We start from the raw sequence: 12,203 nt of genomic DNA, 5'->3' as shown, positions 1-12,203 counted from the left end.
ATCAAATAAAAATCAATACCTTATGCTGCACGAATACTCTTTATACTTTTGCAGAGTATGAACAGCCGCTCTTCATTCACCAAAATTAAGCAACCATAGGTTCAAAGATATATCCCCGAACCATTGCCTGCGACCCTCAACCACAGATCCGCTTTCATTATAAAGCTCATAGATTTTTATTCAAAAGGGCCTCATAACGGAAGCCCCCTATATGGTTATTAGACTTAATACTATTTTAAAAAAGCTTAGCAATTGAACCAGCAATCGCTTTACCTAACAAAGGCGGTACTGCGTTTCCTATCTGCTTAGTAATCTGTGAGCGGTTACCACAGAATACATAGGCGTCATCGAAAGACTGCAGCCTAGCCCCTTCCCTTGGGGTTAGTGCTCTATTTTGGACCGGATGAATACATCTGTTTGAGGCGGGATGCACAAAATTCACTGTTATAGTTACTGCAGGTTCATCAGCATCAAGTCGTGAATAACAGGAACTAAATCCACTCGTCACCATTCCTTTGGGGATACAGTTAATATTTTTCCCCGAGTGCTTAATAATTTCGAGCATTTTTTTAGAGTGAGCTGTAGCCAAATGTAAGCTTAGCTCATCTTTTACATCACGACGCATGAGCTTTTGATATTCATTACGAGGAGATTCAGTGTAACGCTTCGCCTCTTCGCCAGATTGAATCGGCGGAAGGTCAGATATCGCATCCATGACAGAAACAGCAGGCTTAAGTCGTTCCTCTTTCATATTAAACAGGTCATACGTTGGAGCATGAACTCGACGTTTGTCCTTGACACTAATCGTTGCCCCAGAAAAATTGTGAGTCGTATCAGGAAACTCTATTCTCCCTCCACGCTCCACACCTATCATAATTAGACGCTCTCTTTTCTGAGGAACACCATAGTTAGCAGCATTTAAGATACGCCACTGAGTGTCATATCCTAAACTTTTAAAGCACTCTTCCATCAGAGCGACAGTTGAACCATCCTTATGTGTTGCTAAACCAACTACGTTTTCAAGAACAAAAACAGGAGGCCGGAAGTAGTTCACAAACGACGCATATTCTTCAAATAAGCTATTACGAGGATCATCATCATTGCTTGAGCGAAATGGCCTGATAGAAGAAAACCCTTGACACGGTGGCCCCCCCACAATCACATCAACCATTCCACGTTTCAGCTTCAATTTATCGCTAAGCTCGGAGCGTCTTATCTTCCTAATGTCTGAACAGACACTTAATGAGTTAGGTCTGTTAGCGTTAAATGTCTGGGTGGCGATTGGAAGTACATCAATTCCAAAAACGGTCTCGAATCCTAACTCAGTGAGCTCAAAGCCGTGAGAAAAACCACCTGTACCACAAAATAGGTCTAAAACTTTCATTAGCAATCTCCAGTGTGGCGGTAGCATACCACGCACTCCCGGTGGAGACAATAGTCTCCTACCCCAAGATCATGATTTGGATCAAAATGCCACCACATAAACGGTATGATGATGGTGATGCGGTATGGATGAACCAAAGCGTAGTACAGTTGACGTTCTGTTCCGTCTAGTCAAGCAATTGCGTGAAGCAAAAGGATTAAGTTTAGAGGCTCTGGCAGATAGAGCCGGTATACATAGGACTACTCTTGGCCTGCTTGAGCGTGGCGAACGTCAACCTACCCTTAGTATCGCTGCAAATATATCGGAAGCTTTGGATTTCCAGCTTTCGGAGCTTTTACTCAAGGCCGAACTTATCGAGAGCGGTAAATTAAACGAGCACGATGCTTTTTTAGCAATGGCTGTAAGGGCCGAAAAAACCCAGTGCCTTAGAAATTTGGATGCCCTAGAGCTCTATACTGGACTAACTGGCTCTATGTTGTTACAGGCGATACATAATACTTACAACACACTCGATACAATTGATGCTGAATTAGTAGCAAGTGGACTCGCTCCTATAGGTGGGCTTGTAGAGTTAGCAAATCTTTCCTCGATGGTAGGAAATATAGTGGGCGGCTCCATTGCCGAGGCTTCTGAAGGAATGTACCTTCGAAATCGCCCGCATCACTATCCGGACCTTTTGCCACAACGACACAATGCAAGAAATCTTGAGCTCAAGATGGCTCTTGAGACAAATCGCCCTAAAGGGCATCTCCCAAAGCCCGGCACTTATATAACTTTCAGATACGTCCTAGGCGATCAACACGGTGCTTTCAATCGTGGCAAGTCGGCTCGTGGAAATACAGTTTGGATATGGGAAGTTAAGGTCGGCGAGGTGGGCATTGATGACTTCGATCTTAGTAATACCCCGGGAGACTCGGGGAAAACGGCCGTAATCAAAACGTCTGTTTTTAATGCAATGCCACTCGTTTATTTTGACCCGACCTACTGCCCTCACCCAATGAGAGCTGGAACCTACCCCGCGTTTAACTGAGCGAAATAGGCTTATCTCCTTCCCATTTTTCGCAGGTTTCCGACCATTCAGCCGTCCAACGGAGTCTAGTCAGATGGCCAAGGAGAAGCCGAGACAATCAGCTGGTCGCCAAAGCCACGGGTACAAGTCCCCGCACCTTTGGCGGCCTTGATCCAAAATCGGACAGGGGAACGCCTTAGAGGCTCGTCAGAGACTCCAGAACATCATCAGATAGGGATAGACAGGCATAGTGGCCAAAGACGCTCAGGACGAACAGCAGGAAGGGCAAACGACAGACAAAAAAATGGCGATCTGCAGGTCAGGTTTTTGCTACAAAACCTTGCTACAAATCGCCATTTTCGAATCCTTGTAAATCATTGATTTATAAGGACTTTTACAATATGGCGGAGAGATAGGGATTTGAACCCTAGGTACTGTTGCCAGTACAACGGATTTCGAATCCGTCCCGTTCGACCACTCCGGCATCTCTCCAATGCCGCGCATCATACCAGCGTTTTCTTGAAACGCAAATCTTTTTTCAAAAAAAATCGCGTGGTATCAGGCGCTTGCGTGAACGTGCCGCTTACAGCGGCACGCCCAGGCGCTTGGCAACTTCTTCGTAGGCTTCGATCACGTCACCCAGGCCCTGGCGGAAGCGGTCCTTGTCCATCTTCTTGCGGGTTTCTTTGTCCCACAGGCGGCAGCCGTCCGGGCTGAACTCGTCACCCAGGACGATCTGGCCGTGGAATACGCCGAACTCCAGCTTGAAGTCGACCAGCAGCAGGCCTGCGTCATCGAACAGCTTGTTCAGCACTTCGTTGACCTTCAGCGACAGCTTCTTCATCTCCACCAGCTGCTCGGCGGTGCCCCAGCCGAACGCGACAACGTGGGATTCGTTGATGAACGGGTCACCCTTCTCGTCGTTCTTCAGGAACAGTTCGAAGGTGGATGGCTCCAGCTTGATGCCCTCCTCCACACCCAGGCGCTTGACCAGGCTGCCGGCGGCGTAGTTGCGCACCACGCACTCGACCGGGATCATGTCCAGCTTCTTCACCAGGCACTCGTTGTCGCCCAGCAGCTTGTCGAACTGGGTCGGCACACCAGCTTCTTCGAGTTTCTGCATGATGAAGGCGTTGAACTTGTTGTTCACCATGCCTTTGCGGTCGAGCTGTTCGATACGCTTGCCGTCGAACGCCGAGGTGTCGTTACGGAACAGCAGGATCAAGCGGTCGGCGTCGTCGGTCTTGTAAACCGATTTGGCCTTGCCGCGGTAGAGTTCTTCGCGTTTTTCCATGATTGGGCTCCGCTTGCTGAGGTGTTGGGCTAGGCGATTTCGCGCCAGTCGAGCCCGTGTTCCTGGTTAGCCACCTGGAGCCAGTCCGGGTCGCACCCGAGGGTGTCGACAAAGCACTGGCGCGCCAAATGTGGCAGGTTGTTCTTGCTGCTGAGGTGGGCCAGCACCAGGTGCTGCAGGTTGTTCCAGCCCAACTCTTGCACCAGGCGCGCAGCCTGATGATTGTTCAGATGCCCTTGCATGCCACCCACCCGCTGCTTCAGGAAGACCGGGTAGTGACCCCGCGCGAGCAGGTCGCGGCAGTGGTTGGCTTCGATCAGCAGTGCGTCCAGGCCTTGATAGCGTTCGAGCAGCAGCGCATCGTACGAGCCCAGGTCGGTAAGCATGCCGAAACGCCGGCGACCGTCGCTGATCACGTACTGCAATGGCTCGTAGGCATCGTGCTCGACCCGTGCCGCGCTGACTTCCAGCCCGCCGATCTGCAGCCGCTCGCCACAAGCGAGAAAACCGGCCACCTCCACCGGCTTGCGCATGCCGCGCAACGTGCCCTGGCTGAGGTAGACCGGTACATTGTAGCGCCGTGAGAGCAACCCCACCCCATGCACATGGTCGGCATGTTCGTGGGTCACCAGCACGGCGCTCAGTTGTGCCGCCGAAACCCCGAGGAGCGCCAGACGCCGCTCGGTTTCACGCAGTGAAAACCCGCAATCGACCAGGATGAACGTGTCACCACTGGCGATTAGCGTGCCGTTCCCTTGGCTGCCGCTTCCGAGTACCGCGAAGCGCACTTAACCCAGGTGGTCCTGAATGGCGCTCAGCACGCGGCGGGCGACATCGGCCGGGGCCACGGTGTTGATGTTCTTCTCGACGGTGACCTGCACGCTCTCGCCGACCTTGCTCAGGCGTACCTGATAACGCTCGGCGCGGGCTTCACGCTCTTCCTTGGTCGGTTCGCTGCCGAACATGCGGCTGAAGAAGCCAGGCTCGTTCTGCTTGTCGTCAGGCTTTTCCGACAGGTTGATGTAGTACAGGCCCAGGCTGCGGTTGATGTCCTCGACGCGCCACTGGCCACCCTGCTCCAGGGCACGGCCCACACCGGACCAGGCCCGGTCCAGGTCCGAGCCAAGGAACAGCACCGGGTTGCCGCTGCCGTCTTCGCTCAGGCTGACACGGCTAGGGGCGTCGAAATCACGCGCGGCCAGTAGCGATACCGAACCGCCCTTCTCGGCGCTGCGGCTCATGCTGGCAAGCATTTCGTCGACCAGCAGCGCATCCGCGCCGGTGTTGGCCGAAGTGGCCGGGAACGCGGTGTCGGCGCTGCTGCCGGCCGGGCGCTCGACACTGACGATGTACACCTCGGAGGTGTTGCGCTGCACGCCGGGCTCGATGCGCACACGTACACGCACCTCGCTGTCGCCGCTGCTGGCGGCGCTCGCGAGGCGCTGGCCGAGCGATGCCGACAGTTCGTCGAAACGCTGCCAGGTGGTGTTGAATTCACCGGTCTGCGGGCGCTCATCAGCGATGCGGAAACCATTGTCCTCGAAGAACTGGTGAGCCACTGGCCAGACTTCAGCCGGCGAGTGCTGAGCCAGGACCCAGCGGCTGTTGCCGCTGCGCTGCAAGGTGTAATCGCTGGCTTCGGCGCCAGCGGTCAGAGGTTGCGGGCGCGGCACTTCGAACTCGCCGGTGGCGCGATCGTCGGCGACATTGCGCGGGATCGGCAGCAACGGGTCAAGGCGCTTGACGTTGCCGGCGTCCGGCGGCAGCTGCATCGGGGCAGTCGGGTGCGCCTGCAGGTAATCGCTGCCGCGGTCGCGGAAATAGCCATCCTCGCCCCACAGCCAGCCACACCCACTGGTGCTGGAAATGATCAGGGCGAGCGCGGAAAGACCAGCCAGTCGCTTCATGCGGTGTACTTCCTCTTAAACCAGTACGCCGGACTGGCGCAAGGCAGTACGGACTTTTTCGTGGCAACCTTCGCTCAGCCAGGTCAGCGGCAGGCGAATGCCTTTGTGCATCAGGCCCATTTCCACCAACGCCCACTTCACAGGGATCGGGTTGGCTTCGCAGAACAGGTCTTTGTGCAGCGGCATGAGTTTTTCGTTGATGGCGCGGGCCTTTTCGGCGTTGCCCTCAAGGGCGGCCTCGCACAGGTCGGCCATTTCGCGCGGGGCGACGTTGGCCGTGACGGAGATGTTGCCCTTGCCGCCCATCAGGATCAGCTCGACGGCGGTCGGGTCGTCACCGGACATGACGATGAAGTCTTTGCTGACACCGTCGAGGATCGCCTTGGCGCGGACCAGGTCGCCTGTGGCTTCCTTGATGCCGATGATGTTCTTCACGGCCGACAGGCGGATCACGGTCTCGGCCTGCATGTCGCAGGAGGTGCGGCCCGGCACGTTGTAGAGGATCTGCGGAATGTCGACGGCTTCGGCAATGTGCTTGAAGTGCTGGTACAGGCCTTCCTGGGTCGGCTTGTTGTAGTACGGCACTACCAGCAGGCAGGCATCGGCGCCGGCATTCTTGGCGTTCTGGGTCAGGTGCACAGCTTCGGTGGTGGAGTTCGCGCCAGTGCCGGCGATTACCGGGATCGGCTTGTTGCTGCGCTTGACGCGCTCGACCACATGCTTGATGACCAGGATGTGTTCTTCGACATCCAGCGTGGCCGACTCACCGGTGGTGCCGACAGCAACGATCGCGTGGGTGCCGTTTTCCAGGTGGAAGTCTACAAGTTTGTCGAGGCTTACCCAGTCCAGACGCCCTTGTGCATCCATGGGTGTGACCAACGCCACCATACTGCCCGCAATCATGTAACTGCTCCTGCCGGAAAAAGAGAGCGGTAATGGTACTGGGGGCATCGGCCTTGCACAAGCGAAGCAGGCGGGCGGAGCATTCCCCTCGGCGCCTTATTTCGCTACCCTTGACCCTTTGATCGGTGCAGCGCGGCCCGCCGGGCCGTCGACCCTGCTCCCCGGCCAGCGTCCACGTCCTCGCATGCGAGCCCCGGGTCCTGCCGACAGGAGGCTTTCGCCAGTCCTGTACCGACCGCTCATCGCTTTAGGAATGCTGCATGTCCACCCCCACCTCCGTCCGCGAACAATTTCTTGTCATCAGCGCCCTGGGCCCCAATCCCATGGAGCTGGCCAACGTCCTCAGCCGCGCCGCCTTCGAAAACCGCTGCGCGGTGGTCACCTCGCGCCTGAGCCGCCATGGTGAGACCAGCGCCCTGGTGCTGCAGGTAGGCGGCAGCTGGGACGCCCTGGCGCGCCTCGAAGCCATGCTGCCAGGCCTGGGCAAGAAGCACGGCCTGACCCTCGACGTGGTGCGCAGTGCCGACCAGGAAGTGCGCCCGCAGGCTCTGCCCTACGTGGCTTACGTCAGCGCCGCCTATCGCCCGGACATCATCAACGAGCTCTGCCAGTTCTTCCTCGACCACCGCGTCGAGCTCGAAGCCATGACCTGCGACACCTACCTCGCGCCACAGACCGGCAGCAGCATGCTCAACGCCCAGTTCACCGTGATCCTGCCGGCCGGCACGCAGATCAGCTGGCTGCGCGACCAGTTCCTGGACTTCGCCGATGCCCTGAACCTCGATGCCCTGATCGAGCCGTGGCGTCCACAAAACCCCATGTAAGGAAACCGACCATGGCTGTAGCACTCGACCAACCCGTCGCCGACTTCCAGGCCCAGGCCACCAGCGGCCAGACCGTAAGCCTGGCCGAGCTCAAGGGCCAGCAGGTGGTGGTGTACTTCTATCCGAAAGACAGCACCCCGGGCTGCACCACCGAAGGCCAGGGTTTCCGCGACCAGCATGACGCCTTTGCGGCGGCCAGCACCGTGGTGTTCGGGGTGTCGCGCGATGGCATCAAGTCGCACGAGAACTTCAAGGCCAAGCAGGGCTTCCCGTTCGAGCTGATCAGCGACAAGGACGAGGCCCTGTGCCAGCTGTTCGACGTGATCAAGCTGAAGAAGCTGTATGGCAAGGAATACATGGGCGTCGACCGCAGCACCTTCCTGATCGACAAGGACGGTGTACTGCGCCAGGAATGGCGTGGTGTGAAGGTGCCTGGGCATGTGGATGCCGTGTTGGCAGCGGCCCAGGCCTTGCATAAAAGCTGATGTTGGTCGGGGCTGCTTTGCAGCCCCAATTGCATCAAAGCATCGGTGAGACGCTCGGCTCCTGCCTAGGCCAGGCATCCAGCACGGCCTTGATCAAGGTCGCCAACGGGATCGCAAAGAAAATCCCCCAGAACCCCCACAACCCGCCAAACAGCAACACCGCGCAGATGATCGCCACCGGGTGCAGGCTCACCGCCTCGGAGAACAGCAGCGGCACCAGCACGTTGCCATCCAGTGCCTGGATGATCGCGTACACCGTCATCAGGAAGATGAACTGGTCGCCCCAGCCCCACTGGAACAGCGCGATCAGCGTCACCGGCACGGTCACCACCACCGCGCCCACGTAAGGCACTACCACCGACAAGCCCACCAGCAACGCCAGCAGCGCCGCGTAATTGAGCCCCAGGCTGATGAAGGCGATGTAGGTGGCAATCCCGCAGATCAGGATCTCGATGCCCTTGCCACGAATGTAGTTGGCAATCTGCCGGTTCATCTCGCTACCAACCCGGTTCAGCAGGCTGCGCTGGCGCGGCAGGTAACCACTGACCCAGCGCCCGATCAGCTCGCGGTCCTTGAGGAAGAAGAACACCAGGATCGGCACCAGCACCAGGTAGATCATCGCGTTGACCAGCAGCGGCAGGCTCGACAGCGAGAAGGTCAGCGCCCACTGGCCGAACTTGCCGATTTCGCCCCGGACCGACTCGATCGCATGGAGCACCTGCTCGTCCGACACCAGGTGCGGGTAACGCTCGGGCAGCAGCAAAAGCAGCGACTGCCACTTGCCGAGCATCCCCGGCAGCTCATTGAACAGGGTGATCAACTGGTGCCAGAGCAGCGGCACCAGCACCAGCATGAACACCGCCAGCGCGCCCATGAACAGGGCGAACACCAGCATCACCGCGAAACGGGTCGGCACCCGCGCGCGCTCCAGCGCGTTGACCAGCCCCTGCATCAGGAACGCCAGGACCATGCCCGCCAGCACCGGCGCAAGCATGCCCCCCAAGGTGAGCACGGCAGTGAACGCCAGGAACAGCAAAACCGCCAGCACCACCGCCTCCTCGTCGGAGAAGTAGCGATGCATCCAGTCGCGAAGCACTTTGAACATTGACGATCCTTGGGTGGCTCAGGCCTTGCGCAGCCAGTAGGTATAGGTACCGGCCTCGGCCGTCTCATGCAGCAGGGTATGACCGGCAAGCTGGGCGAAAGTGCGGAAGTCACGCTGTGAACCGGCATCGGTGGCGATGACTTTCAGTACCGCGCCACTGGCCAGGCGGTTGAGCTCCATCTTCGCCTTGAGCAGCGGCAGTGGGCAGCTCAGCCCGCTGGCGTCGAGCTCGGCGTCGCAGGTCAGGGTGTCACTCATGGGGCGCGTCTCCGGGGCCGGGCGAATAGTCATTGGAAAAGCCCGCTAGCATACCGCCACTGGTCTGCTCCGCGCGACCCGGCTACAGTAAGCCTTTTGATCGACGCGAGCTTCTGCATGAATCTACTGCGCCCTACCCTGCTGACGCTGGCCTGCCTGATGGCCCTCCCCGGCCATGCCGACGACCTGCCGTCACTGGGCGACGCCAGTTCCGCGATAGTTTCGCCGAAGCAGGAGCACGACCTCGGCCGCGCCTGGCTTAGCCTGCTGCGTGGCCAGGTCAATCAGCTGAACGACCCGCAACTCAAGGACTACGTCGAAACCACTGTCTACCGCCTGGCCGAAACCAGCCAGCTGCAGGACCGGCGCCTGGAATTCATCCTCATCGACAGCCGCGAGCTTAACGCCTTTGCCGCGCCAGGCGGCATCGTCGGGGTCAACGGCGGCCTGTTCCTCAATGCCCAGACCGAGGGCGAGTATGCATCGGTTCTGGCGCACGAACTGGCGCACTTGTCGCAACGCCACTTCGCCCGCGGCGTCGAGGCCCAACAGCGCATGCAGCTGCCGATGATGGCCGCGCTGCTGGCCGGTATCGTGCTGGCAGCAGGTGGTGCGGGTGATGCGGGCATCGGCATGATTGCCGGCACCCAGGCTGCGGCGATCCAGGAACAACGGCGCTTCTCGCGGCAGAACGAACAGGAAGCCGACCGCATCGGCATCCAGAACCTGGAAAAGGCCGGCTACGACCCGCGCAACATGCCGACCATGTTCGAACGCCTGGCGCGCCAATACCGCTATGACGCCAAGCCGCCGGAATTCCTGCTGACTCACCCGGTGACCGAATCGCGTATCGCCGATACCCGCAACCGCGCCGAGCAGGCGCCCAAGGGCGGCGTCGAGGATAGCCAGCGCTACCAGCTGATACGCGCGCGCGTGGCACTCATCTACGAGGGCACCCCGGGCCTGGCGGCCAAGCGTTTCCGCGCACAGCTCGACGAAGACCCGAAACTGGACGCTGCGCGCTATGGCCTGGCCCTGGCCCAGATCAAAGGCGGCCAGCTCAACGAAGCGCGGGAAAACCTCAAGCCATTGCTGGCCAAGGCGCCCAACGACATTACCTACAACCTCGCGCAGATCGACCTGGACATCACCAACAACCGCCTGGCCGATGCGCAGCAGCGCGCCGAGCGCATGCAGGGGCTGTACCCAGGCAACTACCCGCTCAAACAGGTGCGTGCCGACCTGCTGGTGAAGCAGAACAAGCCGGCCGAGGCCGAGAAGGTGCTGGACGGCCTGCTCAAAAGCCGGCCGGACGACCCGGACGTCTGGTACGACATGGCAGAAGTGCGCGGGTTGTCGGGCAACACCATCGGCCTGCACCGGGCTCGGGCGGAGTACTTCACGCTGGTGGGGGACTTCGACCAGGCGATCCAGCAGCTGGATTACGCCAAGCGTCGGGCGGGCAGCAACTTCCCGCTGGCCTCGCAGATCGACCAGCGCCAGCGCGAGATCATGGAACAGAAGCGCATGGTTCAGGAAATGATGGGGCGCTGACAATTTTGGGGGCGCTTTGCGCCCCTTTCGCGACACAAGGCCGCTCCCACAAGGTCCTGCGAGCGCCGATCAATGTGGGAGCGGCCTTGTGTCGCGATAGGGCCGCAAAGCGGCCCCAGCAATCTCAGGCGTTACCGGAGAGCTTCAGGCGCGCCGCCTGGGTAAAGTCGAGCATCCGGTTCAACGGTTTGATCGCCTTCGGCACCAGCGCCGGATCAACGAAAATCTCATCCCCCCCGTTACGCAGGCAATGCAGCACCCGCTCCAGGGTATTCATCGCCATCCACGGGCAGTGCGCGCAGCTGCGGCACGCCGCGCCGTTACCGGCAGTCGGCGCTTCGACGAATTCCTTGTCCGGGCACAGCTGCTGCATCTTGTAGAAGATGCCGCGGTCGGTGGCGACGATGAAGGTCTTGTTCGGCAGGGTCTGCGCTGCCTTGATCAGCTGGCTTGTGGAACCCACCGCGTCGGCCAGCTCAATCACCGCTTCCGGCGACTCCGGGTGCACCAGGATCGCGGCATCCGGATAAAGCGCCTTCATGTCGGCCAGCTGGCGCGACTTGAACTCTTCGTGAACGATGCAGGCACCGTCCCACAGCAGCATGTCGGCACCGGTCTGTTTCTGGATGTAGCGGCCCAGGTGCTGGTCCGGGCCCCAGATGATGGTCTCGCCGTTGTCCATCAGGCTTTCGACGATCTCCAGCGCGCAGCTCGACGTCACCACCCAGTCGGCCCGCGCCTTCACCGCGGCGGAGGTATTGGCATACACCACCACGGTTCGCTCAGGGTGCTTGTCGCAGAAGGCCGAGAACTCTTCGACCGGGCAGCCCAGGTCGAGCGAGCAGGTGGCCTCCAGGGTCGGCATCAGCACGCGCTTTTCAGGGGTGAGGATCTTGGCGGTTTCGCCCATGAAACGTACACCGGCGACGATCACCGTATCGGCCGGGTGGCTCTTGCCGAAGCGGGCCATCTCCAGCGAGTCGGACACGCAACCGCCGGTCTCTTCGGCCAGCGCCTGGATGACCGGGTCGCAGTAGTAGTGGGCCACCAGCACGGCATTCTGCGCTTTCAGCTCGGCAGCGATGGCCGCACGGTACTCGGCCTCCTGCTCGGCGGTCAGCGGGTTGGGCTGCTTGGCGTCAAGGTGGGCCTGAACCAACAGGCGTTCGGAAATCTGGGTCATGATCGCTGGACCTGCAGGCGCGCGCGCGTCAAATCGAGTGTATCACCCGGCCCTGGCAGATCGGCTAGGGGTGCCGGACGGCAGGCAAGCCGTCACGGCCCTCTGCGGGCGCGGATTATTATCGGACGCCGAAGGCTACAGACAATCAGGGGAATTCAAAAGCGGTTTTTGTAATGCCTGTACCGGCCTCTTCGCGGCTAAAGCCGCTTGTGTCTTAAGAGGGGATTAGAATCTGAAGTGAGAGCGGTGAATGACAAGCTGAATGCCGCAGGTGCCATGAGCACGAGTGGGAGCACA

12 protein-coding genes and 1 tRNA gene are annotated in these 12,203 nt (G+C 59.2%); 4 read left to right on the top strand and 9 right to left on the bottom strand.

Going from position 1 to position 12,203, the window contains the following annotated elements:
* Nucleotides 1-235: 235 nt before the first annotated feature.
* The gene (locus ACIPW4_RS25720; RefSeq protein ID WP_196126784.1) at nt 236-1,384 is read right to left on the bottom strand and encodes a DNA cytosine methyltransferase; all 1,149 of its coding nucleotides are present in this window, start codon (nt 1,382-1,384) and stop codon (nt 236-238) included.
* A 124-nt stretch (nt 1,385-1,508) separates the two neighbouring features.
* Between ACIPW4_RS25720 and ACIPW4_RS25715 the strand changes: the two genes are divergently transcribed.
* Nucleotides 1,509-2,414, top strand: coding sequence for a helix-turn-helix domain-containing protein (locus ACIPW4_RS25715; RefSeq protein WP_400663077.1), 906 nt, complete (start codon nt 1,509-1,511; stop codon nt 2,412-2,414).
* Nucleotides 2,415-2,795: 381 nt separating this feature from the next.
* Here ACIPW4_RS25715 and ACIPW4_RS25710 read toward each other — a convergent pair.
* The 5 genes from ACIPW4_RS25710 to dapA form a co-directional block, all read right to left on the bottom strand.
* Nucleotides 2,796-2,885: transfer RNA gene (locus ACIPW4_RS25710), tRNA-Ser, on the bottom strand.
* A 91-nt stretch (nt 2,886-2,976) separates the two neighbouring features.
* Complete coding sequence (gene purC / locus ACIPW4_RS25705; protein ID WP_008097517.1) at nt 2,977-3,687, bottom strand: phosphoribosylaminoimidazolesuccinocarboxamide synthase; 711 nt, start codon at nt 3,685-3,687, stop codon at nt 2,977-2,979.
* Between the two features lie 29 nt (nt 3,688-3,716).
* On the bottom strand, nt 3,717-4,475 hold the full coding sequence (locus ACIPW4_RS25700) for an MBL fold metallo-hydrolase (protein WP_400663074.1): 759 nt from the start codon (nt 4,473-4,475) through the stop codon (nt 3,717-3,719).
* Nucleotides 4,476-5,594: an outer membrane protein assembly factor BamC gene (bamC, locus tag ACIPW4_RS25695; protein WP_400663071.1), complete on the bottom strand. Its 1,119-nt coding sequence runs from the start codon at nt 5,592-5,594 to the stop codon at nt 4,476-4,478.
* Nucleotides 5,595-5,609: 15 nt separating this feature from the next.
* On the bottom strand, nt 5,610-6,497 hold the full coding sequence (dapA, locus tag ACIPW4_RS25690; RefSeq protein WP_400663068.1) for a 4-hydroxy-tetrahydrodipicolinate synthase: 888 nt from the start codon (nt 6,495-6,497) through the stop codon (nt 5,610-5,612).
* 260 nt (nt 6,498-6,757) lie between these two features.
* Between dapA and ACIPW4_RS25685 the strand changes: the two genes are divergently transcribed.
* Both ACIPW4_RS25685 and ACIPW4_RS25680 read left to right on the top strand, forming a co-directional pair.
* Nucleotides 6,758-7,321, top strand: coding sequence for a glycine cleavage system protein R (locus ACIPW4_RS25685; RefSeq protein ID WP_060510219.1), 564 nt, complete (start codon nt 6,758-6,760; stop codon nt 7,319-7,321).
* Nucleotides 7,322-7,332: 11 nt separating this feature from the next.
* The gene (locus tag ACIPW4_RS25680; protein WP_400663065.1) at nt 7,333-7,806 is read left to right on the top strand and encodes a peroxiredoxin; all 474 of its coding nucleotides are present in this window, start codon (nt 7,333-7,335) and stop codon (nt 7,804-7,806) included.
* A 34-nt stretch (nt 7,807-7,840) separates the two neighbouring features.
* On the opposite strand, the gene ACIPW4_RS25675 is transcribed toward ACIPW4_RS25680, so the two are convergent.
* Nucleotides 7,841-8,911 carry an AI-2E family transporter gene (locus ACIPW4_RS25675; RefSeq protein ID WP_400663062.1) on the bottom strand — a complete coding sequence of 357 codons (1,071 nt, stop codon included), beginning with the start codon at nt 8,909-8,911 and terminating at the stop codon, nt 7,841-7,843.
* 18 nt (nt 8,912-8,929) lie between these two features.
* Nucleotides 8,930-9,169: a sulfurtransferase TusA family protein gene (locus ACIPW4_RS25670; RefSeq protein WP_400663059.1), complete on the bottom strand. Its 240-nt coding sequence runs from the start codon at nt 9,167-9,169 to the stop codon at nt 8,930-8,932.
* A gap of 117 nt (nt 9,170-9,286) precedes the next feature.
* On the opposite strand from ACIPW4_RS25670, the gene ACIPW4_RS25665 reads away from it, so the two are divergent.
* A complete protein-coding gene (locus tag ACIPW4_RS25665; protein ID WP_400663057.1) occupies nt 9,287-10,723 on the top strand; it encodes a M48 family metalloprotease in 1,437 nt (478 codons plus the stop codon).
* Nucleotides 10,724-10,847: 124 nt separating this feature from the next.
* Here the strand turns inward: ACIPW4_RS25665 and nadA are convergent, their stop codons facing one another.
* A complete protein-coding gene (gene nadA, locus ACIPW4_RS25660) occupies nt 10,848-11,906 on the bottom strand; it encodes a quinolinate synthase NadA (RefSeq protein WP_400663054.1) in 1,059 nt (352 codons plus the stop codon).
* Nucleotides 11,907-12,203: the final 297 nt, after the last annotated feature.

Origin of the sequence: Pseudomonas sp. NPDC089996, assembly GCF_044748405.1 — a bacterium.
GTDB lineage: Bacteria > Pseudomonadota > Gammaproteobacteria > Pseudomonadales > Pseudomonadaceae > Aquipseudomonas.
The sequence above is the reverse complement of the archived record's forward strand: the minus strand, read 5'-3'. Positions and strand labels throughout refer to the sequence as shown.

What these genes read in the sequence shown, in the direction of transcription:
- ACIPW4_RS25720 (WP_196126784.1), bottom strand. Translation starts at nt 1,384, where the DNA reads ATGAAAGTTTTAGACCTATTTTGTGGTACAGGTGGTTTTTCTCACGGC.
- ACIPW4_RS25715 (WP_400663077.1), top strand. Translation starts at nt 1,509, where the DNA reads ATGGATGAACCAAAGCGTAGTACAGTTGACGTTCTGTTCCGTCTAGTC.
- purC (WP_008097517.1), bottom strand. Translation starts at nt 3,687, where the DNA reads ATGGAAAAACGCGAAGAACTCTACCGCGGCAAGGCCAAATCGGTTTAC.
- bamC (WP_400663071.1), bottom strand. Translation starts at nt 5,594, where the DNA reads ATGAAGCGACTGGCTGGTCTTTCCGCGCTCGCCCTGATCATTTCCAGC.
- dapA (WP_400663068.1), bottom strand. Translation starts at nt 6,497, where the DNA reads ATGATTGCGGGCAGTATGGTGGCGTTGGTCACACCCATGGATGCACAA.
- ACIPW4_RS25685 (WP_060510219.1), top strand. Translation starts at nt 6,758, where the DNA reads ATGTCCACCCCCACCTCCGTCCGCGAACAATTTCTTGTCATCAGCGCC.
- ACIPW4_RS25680 (WP_400663065.1), top strand. Translation starts at nt 7,333, where the DNA reads ATGGCTGTAGCACTCGACCAACCCGTCGCCGACTTCCAGGCCCAGGCC.
- ACIPW4_RS25675 (WP_400663062.1), bottom strand. Translation starts at nt 8,911, where the DNA reads ATGTTCAAAGTGCTTCGCGACTGGATGCATCGCTACTTCTCCGACGAG.
- ACIPW4_RS25670 (WP_400663059.1), bottom strand. Translation starts at nt 9,169, where the DNA reads ATGAGTGACACCCTGACCTGCGACGCCGAGCTCGACGCCAGCGGGCTG.
- ACIPW4_RS25665 (WP_400663057.1), top strand. Translation starts at nt 9,287, where the DNA reads ATGAATCTACTGCGCCCTACCCTGCTGACGCTGGCCTGCCTGATGGCC.
- nadA (WP_400663054.1), bottom strand. Translation starts at nt 11,906, where the DNA reads ATGACCCAGATTTCCGAACGCCTGTTGGTTCAGGCCCACCTTGACGCC.